The organism is Achromobacter sp. FW305-C-28 (assembly GCF_058783235.1).
The window spans coordinates 146,390-158,116 of the sequence record NZ_JBYSYL010000015.1; the positions used below are offsets into that span (position 1 = coordinate 146,390).

7 protein-coding genes are annotated in these 11,727 nt (G+C 65.8%); 4 read left to right on the plus strand and 3 right to left on the minus strand.

The features are described 5' to 3' along the window. Window positions 1–304 precede the first annotated feature (304 nt). The 3 genes from AC3WMR_RS27795 to AC3WMR_RS27805 form a co-directional block, all read right to left on the minus strand. Entirely contained in the window at window positions 305–1,786 is a 1,482-nt protein-coding gene (locus AC3WMR_RS27795; protein ID WP_175191692.1) for an efflux transporter outer membrane subunit, read from the minus strand. 67 nt (window positions 1,787–1,853) lie between these two features. Then, window positions 1,854–5,072, minus strand: a complete 3,219-nt coding sequence (locus AC3WMR_RS27800; protein WP_492266961.1) for an efflux RND transporter permease subunit — start codon at window positions 5,070–5,072, stop codon at window positions 1,854–1,856. Between the two features lie 36 nt (window positions 5,073–5,108). Then, window positions 5,109–6,305, minus strand: a complete 1,197-nt coding sequence (locus AC3WMR_RS27805; protein ID WP_175191694.1) for an efflux RND transporter periplasmic adaptor subunit — start codon at window positions 6,303–6,305, stop codon at window positions 5,109–5,111. A gap of 392 nt (window positions 6,306–6,697) precedes the next feature. Between AC3WMR_RS27805 and AC3WMR_RS27810 the strand changes: the two genes are divergently transcribed. The 4 genes from AC3WMR_RS27810 (at window position 6,698) to AC3WMR_RS27825 (ending at window position 10,988) form a co-directional block, all read left to right on the plus strand. Then, window positions 6,698–7,768, plus strand: a complete 1,071-nt coding sequence (locus AC3WMR_RS27810) for a LysR family transcriptional regulator (protein ID WP_025138252.1) — start codon at window positions 6,698–6,700, stop codon at window positions 7,766–7,768. 124 nt (window positions 7,769–7,892) lie between these two features. After that, window positions 7,893–9,002: an AI-2E family transporter gene (locus tag AC3WMR_RS27815; protein ID WP_492266962.1), complete on the plus strand. Its 1,110-nt coding sequence runs from the start codon at window positions 7,893–7,895 to the stop codon at window positions 9,000–9,002. Between the two features lie 239 nt (window positions 9,003–9,241). After that, the gene (locus tag AC3WMR_RS27820) at window positions 9,242–10,009 is read left to right on the plus strand and encodes a phytanoyl-CoA dioxygenase family protein (protein WP_492266963.1); all 768 of its coding nucleotides are present in this window, start codon (window positions 9,242–9,244) and stop codon (window positions 10,007–10,009) included. 151 nt (window positions 10,010–10,160) lie between these two features. Further along, window positions 10,161–10,988 carry an IclR family transcriptional regulator gene (locus tag AC3WMR_RS27825; protein WP_492266964.1) on the plus strand — a complete coding sequence of 276 codons (828 nt, stop codon included), beginning with the start codon at window positions 10,161–10,163 and terminating at the stop codon, window positions 10,986–10,988. Window positions 10,989–11,727: the final 739 nt, after the last annotated feature.

Below are 11,727 nucleotides of genomic sequence, written 5' to 3' on the forward strand. Positions count from 1 at the left end.
CAACACGAATGCCAAACGTGGCCGCCCGCGCGGCCGCGGCTTGGCGGCCCTGTAGGTTTCATGCCCTGAACACAGGTCTAGCAGCGCGACAAGCCTCGAAAACCGTAGCCCGGCGCGGGGGTGGCTTGCGGAGTGGGCAACCTCGATGCGCCCGAGGGAATCGGAAGGGAGCCGAAGGCGGACGACGATGACAACGGGGAAGTCCGGAGCGAAGGCTCCGGACCGCAATCGTGGGCGCCCACTCCGCAAGCCACCCCCGCGCCGGGCGACCTACGAAGCAACCGCCCCAGAAAAAACCAAACACTCAAGGATTAGCAGCAACAGCATCAGGCACAGGATTCCCCCACCCGCCCCCAATCGCCCGAATCAGATCCACCGCCGACCGAGCCTGCTCTCCACTCAACTGCACCGCCACCCGCTGCTGCAACAGCACACTGCGGTCAGCTTCGATCACATCCAGATAGCTGATCGAGCCTTCACGGTATTGCGTATGCGAGAGCTTCGCCGCCCGCGCCGATGCTTCCACTGCGGCATCCTGCGCCCGCGTCTGATCCGCCAGAATTCGCAGATTTGCCAGATTGTCTTCCACCTCGCGGAACGCGTTCAGGACCGTTTGGCGGTACACCGCCACGTCTTCCTCGTAGACGGCGCGCGCGCGGTCCAGGCCGGCCTGGCGGCGGCCGCCGTCGAAGATCGGCATCGACAGCGCGGCGCCTACCAGCGGGCCCAAGAGGAACGTGCGGCTCGACCATTGGAACAGGTTGCCCAGTTCCGATGATTCGTAGCCGAATGCGCCCGTGATGTCCAGACGCGGGAAGAATGCCGACTTCGCCGCGCCCACGCGAGAGTTTGCTGCCGCCATCGCGCGTTCAGCGGCCGCGATGTCCGGACGGCGTTCCAGCAGCGTCGACGGCAGGCCTGCCGGGATCGACAGGGCCACCTTCTGGATCGGTTGCGGCGGCATCGTGAATTCCGACGGCGCGCGGCCCAGCAGTACTGCCAGCGCGTGCTCGCCGGCCGCGCGGCGGCGGTCGATGCCCAGCGCTTCCGACTGCGCCGAAGCCAGTTCGGCCTTGGCGCGGGCCAGGTCCAGCTCGCTGATATCGCCCGCATCGTAGCGGCGCTGGATCAGCTGCAGCGTATCCGTACGCAGCTTCACCGTCTGGTTGTACAGCGCCGATTCTGCGTCTTGCTCGCGCACCAGGAAATACGTGCTTGCCACGTCGGCTTGCAACGCCAGCAGCACCGAGCGGTACAGCGCCTCGCTTTGCTGCGCGTCCGCGGTCGCCGCGTCCGACGTCGAGGCCACGCGGCCGAACAGGTCGGCTTCGTAGGAAACCGTGCCTTGTGCGCGCCAGGTCGTGCTCGGGCTCGTCGGCGTGCCGTCCGGCAGGCCTTGCGACACGGCCGACGGGCGTTGGCGGCTGGGGCCGAAGGCCGCGTCCAGGCTCGGGAAGAAGCCGGCGCGGGCCTCGCGTTGCAGCGCGCGGGCCTGCTTCAGGCGGGCCGCGGCGGCCTGCAGGTTCTGGTTGGCCTTTTGGGCCTCGTCCTGCAACTGGTTCAGGCCTTCGTCGCCGAACACCTTCCACCAGGCGCCGCGCAGCGCGTCTTCCGACGGCTCGGCGGCCTTCCAGGTGCCCGCTTCCGAAGCGGGCAGGGCGGCTTCCTTGTAGGCCGCCGGCGCGGCGGCCGCGGGCCGTTCATAAGTCGGGCCCACCGCGCAGCCGGCCAGCACGAGCAGGACGGCAAGCAGGGCGGAACCGCGGATCAGTCTTTTGGTCTTCATGACGATTCTCTTGGGCGCGCGCCCCGCCGTTCAAGACGGGGCGCGCTGGCTATTTTTCCAGGCTGGTTCAGGCGTTGTGCTGCGTGGCAGGCGGCGCGTTCGGGTCGATGTGCGGCACGCACACCGGCGCTTCATGCTGCGCGGCCGAGTGCAGCGTCTTGCCGCTCATCGAACGCAGCAGCACGTAGAACACCGGCGTCAGGAACAGGCCGAACAACGTCACGCCCAGCATCCCGAAGAACACCGCGACACCCATGGCATGGCGCATCTCAGAGCCTGCGCCCGACGACAGCACCAGCGGCACGACCCCCATGATGAACGCGATGGACGTCATCAGGATCGGACGCAGACGCAGGCGGCTGGCCTCGATGGCGGCTTCCAGCGGCGTGCGGCCGTCGTTCATTTCCAGCTCGCGGGCGAATTCCACGATCAGGATCGCGTTCTTGGCCGATAGGCCCACCAGCACCATCAAGCCGATCTGCGTGAAGATGTTGTTGTCGTTGCCCGTCAGGTACACGCCCGTCAGCGCCGCCAGGATGCTCATCGGCACGATCAGGATCACGGCCAGCGGCAACGTCAGGCTTTCGTACAGCGCGGCCAGCACCAGGAACACCAGCAGCACGCTGATCGGGAACACCCACAGGCCGGCGTTGCCCGCCAGGATCTGCTGGTACGTCAGGTCGGTCCATTCGAACTTCACGCCGCGCGGCAGGGTTTCCGCCGCCACGCGCTCGGCCGCGGCTTGCGCCTGGTCCGACGAGTAGCCGGGGGCCGGGCCGCCGTTGATGTCGGCGGCGGTGTAGCCGTTGTAGCGCACCACCATTTCCGGACCGAACGTCTGCTTCACCGTCACCAGCGACGACAGCGGCACCATGTCGCCCGCGGCATTGCGGGTCTTGAGCTGCAGGATGTCGTCGGCGTGGGCGCGGAACGGCGCATCAGCCTGGGCCCGCACCTGGAACACGCGGCCAAAGCGGTTGAAGTCGTTGACATACATGGAGCCCAGGTAGATCTGCATGGTGTCGAACACTTCGGTCACCGGCACGCCCAGCTGCTTGGCCTTCACGCGGTCCAGGTCGACGTCCAGCTGCGGCACGTTGATCTCGTAGCTTGAGAACGCGGGGCCCAGTTCAGGCGTCTGGCGAGCCTTGGCCAGGAAGGCCTGCTTGGCCTTGTCCAGCTCGGCATAGCCCAGCGCCGCGCGGTCTTCCAGTTGCAGCTTGAAGCCGCCCAGCGTCCCCAGGCCCAGCACCGGCGGGGGCGGGAACACGGCGATGAACGCCTGCTGGATGGCACCGAACTTCTGGTTCAGCGACGCCGCGATGGCATTGCCGGACAGCGCCGCGCCCTTGCGTTCGTCGAACGGCTTCAGGGCCACGAACACGATGCCCGCGCTGGAGCTGTTGGTGAAGCCGTTGATCGACAGGCCGGGGAACGCGATCGCGCTTTGCACGCCCGGTTCCTTCAGGGCGATGTCGCTCATCTGGCGAATCACTTCTTCCGTGCGGTCCAGCGACGCGCCGTTGGGCAGCTGGGTAAAGCCGATCAGGTACTGCTTGTCCTGCGCCGGCACGAAACCGCCGGGCACCAGGTACGACACCCCGATCGTGGCCGCCACCAGCACCACGTATACCGCCATGGCGCCAGCCTTGCGGCGTATCACGCCGGACACGCCCACGCCGTAGTTCTCGGAGGCGCGGCCGAACATGTTGTTGAACCAGTTGAAGAAGCGGCCGAACACGCGGTTCATGCCCCGGGTCAGCCAGTCCGGCTTGTCGTGGTGGCTCTTGAGCAGCAGGGCCGACAGGGCCGGCGACAGCGTCAGCGAGTTGAAGGCCGAGATCACCGTCGAAATGGCGATGGTCATGGCGAACTGCTTGTAGAACTGGCCGGTCAGGCCGGTCATGAACGCCAGCGGCACGAACACGGCGCACAGCGTCAGGGCGATGGCGATGATGGGGCCGCTGACTTCACGCATGGCGCGATAGGTCGCGTCGCGTGGACTCAAGCCCGCCGCAATGTTGCGTTCTACGTTTTCCACCACCACGATCGCATCGTCGACCACGATCCCGATGGCCAGCACCATCCCGAACAACGACAGCGCGTTGATCGAATAGCCGAACATCAGCAGCAGCCCGAAGGTACCGACGATGGACACCGGCACCGCCAGCAGCGGGATGATCGAGGCGCGCCAGGTCTGCAGGAACAGGATCACCACCAGCACCACCAGCGCGATGGCTTCCAGCAGCGTGTGCACCACGGCTTCGATACTGGAACGCACGAACTGGGTCGGATCGTATTCGATGCGGTATTCCACGCCCGGCGGGAAGTCCTGGGCCAGCTCGGCCATGGCGGCGCGCACCTTGGACGACACGTCCAGCGCGTTGGCGCCCGGCGACTGCATGATGCCCATGCCGACCGCCTGCTTGTTGTCCAGCAGCGAACGCAGGCCATATTCCTGCGCGTCCAGTTCCACGCGGGCCACGTCCGACAGGTGCGTCACGGCGCCGTCGGGCGAGGTCTTCAGGATGATGTCGCGGAATTCCTCTTCGGTCTGCAAGCGGCCGCGCGCATTCACGTTCAGCTGCAGCGGCACGTCGCCCTGGGTCGGGGACGCGCCGATCACGCCGGCTGCTACCTGCACGTTCTGTTCGCGGATGGCGGCCACGACTTCGCTGGCCGTCATGCCGCGCTGCGCGACTTTTTGCGGGTCGAGCCAGACGCGCATGGAGTAGTTGCCCGACCCCCACACCGTCACTTCACCCACCCCGGTAATGCGCGCCAGGCGGTCCTTGACGTTCAGGATCGCGTAGTTGCGCAGGTAGGTGATGTCGTAGCGGTCGTTGGGCGAGATCAGGTGCACCACCAGCGTCAGCGTGGGCGAGCTCTTGGTCGTCGTGACGCCCAGGCGCTGCACGTCCGGCGGCAGGCGCGGCAGCGCCTGCGACACGCGGTTCTGCACCAGCTGCTGCGCCTTGTCCGGGTCCACGCCCAGCTTGAAGTTGACCGTCAGCGTCAGGTTGCCGTCGCTGTTGGCCTGCGACTGCATGTACAGCATGTTTTCCACGCCGTTGATGGATTCCTCCAGCGGCGAGGCGACGGTTTCGGCGATGACCTTGGGGTTGGCGCCCGGATACTGCGCGCGCACCACCACAGACGGCGGCACCACTTCCGGGTATTCCGAGATGGGCAGCTGGAACATGGCCAGCAGGCCGCCCAGCAGCACCAATATTGACAACACCCCGGCGAAGATCGGCCGGTCGATGAAGAATTTCGAGATATTCATGAACGTTCTCGTTCTGCTTGTCTTGTCACCGGCCGCTTAGTTGGCGTTGGCCGATGCGGTCTTGACCGGGTTGCGCTGGGCCGTGACCATGGGCACCACGGTCGGGCTGACGGCGTCGCCGGGGCGTACGCGCTGCAGGCCGTTGACCACGATGCGGTCGCCAGGGGCCAGGCCGGAATCCACGACCCGCAGGCCTTCCTGGTTGGCGCCCAGCTTGATCTGGCGGTAGTTGGCGTGGTTCTTGTCGTCCAGCACCAGCACGTAGCGCTTGTCCTGGTCGGTGCCGATGGCTTTTTCGTCGATCAGCACGGCGCTGCGCGGGTCGCTGCCGCCCAGGCGGATGCGGGCGTACAGGCCGGGCAGGAGCGAACCGTCGGCGTTATCGAACTCGGCGCGCACGCGGATGGTGCCGGACGTGGCGTCCAGGCGGTTGTCCACCGATTGCACGAAACCGGTGCGCGAATAGCCTTCCTCGTTGGCCAGGCCCAGCTCGACCGGCACCGAGCCAGCCTTGCCGTTGCGGGCGGGGTTCACGTACTTCAGGAAGGTCTGCTCGTCGACGTCGAACGAGGCGTACATCTTCGAGACCGACACCAGCGTCGTCAGCGGCACCGAGGTGGCGCCGGCGGCGACCACGTTGCCCACCGTGACTTCCGCGCGCGACACGCGGCCGGCGACGGGGGCTTCGATGCGGGTGTAGCCCAGGTTCAGCTTGGCGTAGTCCAGCGCGGCTTGGGCGCCTTGCAGGTTGGCGGCGGCTTCGCGGGCGGCGTTCTGCTTTTCTTCGAAGTCGCGGCGGGCGATGGCGTTGTCGGTCAACAGACGCTGGCCGCGGGCCAGTTCCGTGGCCGTGTACGAGGCGCGGGCCTTGGCGGCGGTCAGGGCAGCGGCGGCGCGGTCCACTTCGGCCGCGTAGGGACGCGGGTCGATGGTGAACAGGACGTCGCCCTTCTTGACGATGCTGCCGTCCTGGAAGTGCACGGCGGTCAGGGTGCCGGAGACCAGCGGACGGATGTCCACGCGGTCGATGGCTTCCAGGCGACCGGAATACCGCTGCCAGTCGACGATGGTCTTGCTGACCACTTCGGCCACTTCGACGGGAGGCGCCGCCGGGGCGCCTTGCGCCTGGGCAGCATTGGCGCCGGCAGGGGCGCGAAACAGGGCGTAGCTACCGCCGGCCGCAATGACGGCCGCGAAAACGACGAGCACAGCAATACGATTACGCGAAACCATGATGTTCCTTGAGGGTGGTGTCGGGGTGAAGCGCACTTGCCGGGGACCGCGAGGGGGGCGGGTGGCGGCGGGGGCGGCATCGCGGCGGGTCTGTCAGTCCTGAAACACCGATGTCATACTGCGGTGCAGCATGCAACACTGTTACGTTTCCCTTGGCTGAGAGTGTCTTTGGGGGACGGGCTCTCGCGTGGTCGGAATCTGAGGATTGACAGGCCCTTTGATGGCGCCGGGCGGCACGGGCACTTCAAGATGGTTTGAATTCTGAGTGTTTTGCCCGAGCGGATAAACATGTGTTATTCGGCAACACTGTTCGGCAGATTTGTCTAATCCCGGCCGGAAACGCGTTATGCTCCGTACACCCCGACCAACTGCCCCAATAGGACACCGTCGCCATGGACCGTTTTCAGGCTATGCAGGTGTTTGTGCGCGTCGTGGATGCCAATAGCTTCACCCGGGCGGCCGACAGCCTCTCGCTTCCGCGCACCACCGTCACGACCATCATCCAGAATCTCGAACGCCTGCTGGGCGTGCGATTGCTCAACCGCACCACGCGCCGTATCGGCCTGACGCCCGACGGCGCGGGCTATTACCAGCACTGCGTGCGCATTCTGGCCGACGTCGAAGAAACCGAGGCCTGCTTCCAGGAAGCGGCCCTGCGCCTGAAAGGGCGCCTGCGCATCGACGTGCCCACGTGTATCGGGCGGCTGATTCTCATCCCGTCATTGTGTGATTTTCACGACAAATACCCGGACGTCGAGCTGGTGCTCGGCCTGGGCGACCGCCCCGTGGATATGGTGCAAGAGGCCGTGGACTGCGTCATCCGCGCCGGCGACCTCGAAGATTCCAGCCTGGTCGCGCGCCGCATTGGCACCTTGCAGACGGTGACCTGCGCGTCGCCCACCTACGTGGCGCGCCACGGCATGCCACAGACCATCGAAGACCTTCGCGACCACCACGCGGTGCACTATTTCTCCAGCCGCAGCGGCCGCAATTGCCCCTGGGACTTCAAGATCGACGGCAAGCACCAGGAAGTCGACATGCGCGGCACCGTCGCCGTGAACGAAGCCGGCGCCTACCTGGACTGCGGCCTGAAGGGCTTCGGCCTGATCCAGACGCCGCGCTACATGGCGCTGCCGTACCTGCAATCGGGCGAGCTGATCGAAGTGTTGCCTCAGTGGAAGCCCAGCACCACGGCCATCTCGGTGCTGTACCCGCAAAGCCGCCAGCTGTCGCCCAAGGTGCGGGCATTTGCCGACTGGGTCGCCGAATTGTTCGCCAGCTGCCCGCTCTTGAGCGGCCGCGACGAAACCGATCCGGCTGCCGTCAGCTGCGGCGTGTTCCAGCAACGCCAGATCAGCCAGGCCAAGCAGATGGCCGTGGCTGGCGTGGCCGCCGCCAATTCGCCCGAAATGCCCCCGCGCCGCCGCACCGCCCGGGAAGAGGCTGCCGAGTACGCGTTGTAGTCGGCAAAAGCGTCTAAAACGCGGGAAACCCCGTAGTGAATACAGGGCTTGCGTCCCTCGTATTTCATGAAACGTATGTATAGTCCGACAGTCAAAGCCTAAACGCATTCACTGTCGATCTTCTATGCAGCCTGTACTTCCCGCTTACCTGATCGCCCGTTGGCTTTTGCTCCTCGTCTTGCTGGCGGGGGTGTATTTCCTTAGCGGATTCCTGGTGCCCGCGCTGGCCGCGCTGATCATCGGCCTGGCCAGCTGGCCCCTGTACCGCCGCCTGGTCGACCGCTGCGGCGGCCGCACGATGCTGGCCGCCTCGCTGGCGCTGCTGGTGGTCATCGTGGTGCTGATCGTGCCGCTGTCGCTGGCGCTGTCGTACGCCATCAAGGAAGCCAGCACCTTTTTTGCCTGGGCCATCGCGGCCAATCGGCACGGCGTGGCCGTCCCCGCCTGGATCACCTCGATGCCCGTGGTGGGCGACCGCCTGGGTGAATACTGGGAAGCCTATATCGGCCAACCCCACGCGCTGGGCGCGCTGGTCGAGGCCGTCAGCGGCGAACACCTGGGCAACATCTACCGCATGGTGCTGGCGGCCACGGGCAACGTGTTCCAGTTGCTGCTGACCGTATTGTTCATGCTGATCACGCTGTTCTTCGTCTACAAGGACGGCGTGCGCATGGTGGCCCAACTGGACGTGCTGGGCGAACGCATCCTGCCCGCGCGCTGGCAGCGCTTTTCGCGCGTGGTGCCGGCCACCATCAATTCCACCGTCACGGGCATGGGCCTGATCGCGCTGGGCGAAGGCCTGGTGCTGGGCATCGCCTACTGGGTGGCTGGCGTGCCGTCGCCGGTGCTGCTGGGCGTGGTGACCGGCTTCATGGCGCTGATCCCGGGCGGCGCGCCGCTGTCGTTCACGCTGGTGTCGCTGTACCTGGTGGGCTCGGGCCACGTGGTGGCGGGCATCGCGCTGATGGTCTGGGGCAGCGTCGAGCTTTTCATCGTTGACAAGACCCTGCGCCCCCGCCTGGTGGGCGGCCCCGTCAAGCTGCCGTTCCTGCCGACGTTCTTCGGCCTGGTGGGCGGCGTCAAGACCATGGGTATCGTGGGCCTGTTCGTCGGCCCGGTGCTGATGGCGCTGCTGGTGGCGGTGTGGCGCGAATGGGTGCACCACGAAGAAGTCGAACGCGACACCGCACGCTTGCGGGCCGCGCAAGCCCCCGACAAGACACCGGCGGGTTGAGGGCAACCTGAGTCCTTGCACCGGTTATCCGAACGCACAGGCACGCGTCTGATTGAATGCCGATCCTCGTAGCGCTGACGGCCGCCTTCTTCCCAGGATAGCGGCCGCATTTCTGATAACGGTCAGGCCCGCACATTTGGTAATCTAGCTCTCCCCGCGCTCGCCGGCGCCTTGCCCGGCACGCGCCTGCCGTGTGCGCAGACGCTTTGCAGCTTACGCCGCGGGGTGTGAGGGTCGAGATGTCCGGGTCACTGCAAGATGAAGAATTAGCGGTCCTGCGCGAGCAGGGCTTTTTCGTGGCGCGCCAGTTCGTGGATGCGGCGCAGGTCCAGGCGCTGCGTGCGCTGTCCGAACGCCATCTGCACGACCACGTGGCGCCCATCGAATACGAAGCGGACCTGCGCTACCCGGGCGCGCCCGAGTCCCGCACGGCCGAAGGCGGCCTGACGGTGCGGCGCCTGCTCAATGCCTACGCCCGCGACCCGCTGTTCGCGCAATGGGCCACGGACCCCCGCATCGGCCAGTCGCTGGCGCGCTATTTTGGCGAAGCGCCGGTGCTGTCGACGGTGCACCACAACTGCGTGATGACGAAGCATCCGGCCTACGGCAGCCTGACGGGCTGGCACCAGGACATCCGCTACTGGTCTTTCTCCGACACGGATCTGGTGTCCTGTTGGCTGGCCCTGGGCCCCGAGATGCGCGAGAACGGCGGGCTGTCGTTCATTCCCGGTTCGCACGCGGCGGCGTTTCAGCCCCACCAATTCGACGACAAGAAATTCTTCCGTGACGACGCGCCTGAAAACGCGGACTGGATCGCACGCGCCGTCTGCCCCGAACTGCAAGCGGGCGACGTGGTGTTCTTCCATTGCCGCACCCTGCACGCCGCCCAAGGCAACCGCAGCGACCACGTGAAGCTGTCGGTGGTGCACACCTATCACCCGCAGTCCTGTCACCCGTTGCCGGGCACGCGTTCGGCCAGCCAACCGGGGGTGCCGTTGGCAGGGTAGGGCGCGGCGTCCCGAGCTATTAAGTCATTGGAATTCGCTATTAATAATTGAATTACAATTAAATAGTGTGCACTTCGCGCGGTCGTCTCCGGCAAGACGGCATCGCGCGCCCCGGTCCGTGCACGTTCCTTCACTGAATAGGCTGTTTCCCGTGCCCAACCGCAAGCCCGATGATACGGACAAGACGCAGGCAACGACCGAAACCCGGTCCTCGCTATTCGTAGGCTCTACCGAAAAAGCCTTCCAGGTACTGCACGCATTCGACGGCCCGAAGCGCCACATGACGCTGGCCGACATCGCGCGTGCATCCGGCCTGGACCGCAGTGCAACGCAACGCCTGGTCTACACGCTTGAAACGCTGGGCTATCTGCGCCGCATTCCCGACACGCGCAATTACGGCCTGACGCCGAAGGTGCTGCAATTCTCGTACAACTATGTGCGCGCGAACGAGCTGATCGACAAGGCGTCGCCCTACCTGCTGGACATCAGCCGCACGCTGGGCGAAACGACGAACCTGCAAGAACTGGACGGCCACGAAATCGTGTTCGTGGCCCGCTTCCCCGGCCATCACCTGGTCAACGTGGACATCGCCGTAGGCAGCCGCCTGCCCGCCTATTTCACGGCATCTGGCACGGCCATCCTCTCCCGCCTGTCAGACGACCAGCGCCGCGAAATCCTGTCCCAAACCCGCCTGGACCCCATCACCCCCTACACAGAGGTGAACCCCGACAAGCTGCTGGAACGCGCGCAACGCGTGGCCGAGAAGGGCTACGCAATCATCGTGAACGAAACGGTGCTTGGGGATATTTCGGTGGCGGCGCCGGTGATAGACCATCGGGGGTTGGCGGTGGCTGCTATCAATATTTCTGTGCCGACGACGCGGTGGACGGTGGCAAGAGTCGAGGCTGAATTGGCGCAGCATGTACAGGTGGCGGCGACTTCTATTTCGAAGTCTAAGTTTTCGGCTTATTCGCGGTAGTTTTGATCTTCGCAGGCTGGTCTTTGCAGCGGTGGTCTGCGTTGGTCAGTTCTTCGTAGGTCGCCCCTTGCGGCGGCGGCATGCGGAGTGGGCGCCCACGATTGCGGTCCGGAGCCTTCGCTCCGGACTGCCCTAGGCGGGCCCCCCCTGCGTCATCCTCGTCCAGGCCTTCGGCCTTCCCTACGGATTCCCTTGGGCGCATCGAGGTTGCCCACTCCGCATGCCGCCGCCGCAAGGGGCTACGTGTGTCTGGGTTTGTGGCGCTGCTAGACCTGTGGTCAGGGTAGGAGATCTACAGGGCCGCCAAGCCGCGGCCGCGCGGGCGGCCACGTTTGGCATTGCGTTGCTGGAATGTGTTGCGGGGGCGCTTCGCGCTGTTGGAGATGGGTTTTCTAATGGTTCGCAGTTAGGGGGGAGGGGGCGGTGATGGGCGGCGCGAGCAGGCACTGGCTTGCGCATGCAAACCGTCTCGCGCGCCGCCCATCAGGCGTTGCACGCTCACGTGAAACGCCACGGCATCCGCGCCGATAGAAGCTGGCTGCACTGTTGATGCCGACGGCGTCTCTGACACCACCAGCATCGCTACCTACACGCGAGAACGTCATCGGCGCCCGCAAGACGCCGCGTAAGCGTCGTAAGGCCGCCCGCGCGGCCGGCACGACGCGGGCACCGTCCCACCCCGCCCACCCCACTCTGACCGTGGCTGCCATGCCAAGCACACTGCCCTCCCCAGAATCCG

Coding starts and splice junctions, on each gene's coding strand:
- AC3WMR_RS27795 (WP_175191692.1), bottom strand. CDS start 1,786: ATGAAGACCAAAAGACTGATCCGCGGTTCCGCCCTGCTTGCCGTCCTG.
- AC3WMR_RS27800 (WP_492266961.1), bottom strand. CDS start 5,072: ATGAATATCTCGAAATTCTTCATCGACCGGCCGATCTTCGCCGGGGTG.
- AC3WMR_RS27805 (WP_175191694.1), bottom strand. CDS start 6,305: ATGGTTTCGCGTAATCGTATTGCTGTGCTCGTCGTTTTCGCGGCCGTC.
- AC3WMR_RS27810 (WP_025138252.1), top strand. CDS start 6,698: ATGGACCGTTTTCAGGCTATGCAGGTGTTTGTGCGCGTCGTGGATGCC.
- AC3WMR_RS27815 (WP_492266962.1), top strand. CDS start 7,893: ATGCAGCCTGTACTTCCCGCTTACCTGATCGCCCGTTGGCTTTTGCTC.
- AC3WMR_RS27820 (WP_492266963.1), top strand. CDS start 9,242: ATGTCCGGGTCACTGCAAGATGAAGAATTAGCGGTCCTGCGCGAGCAG.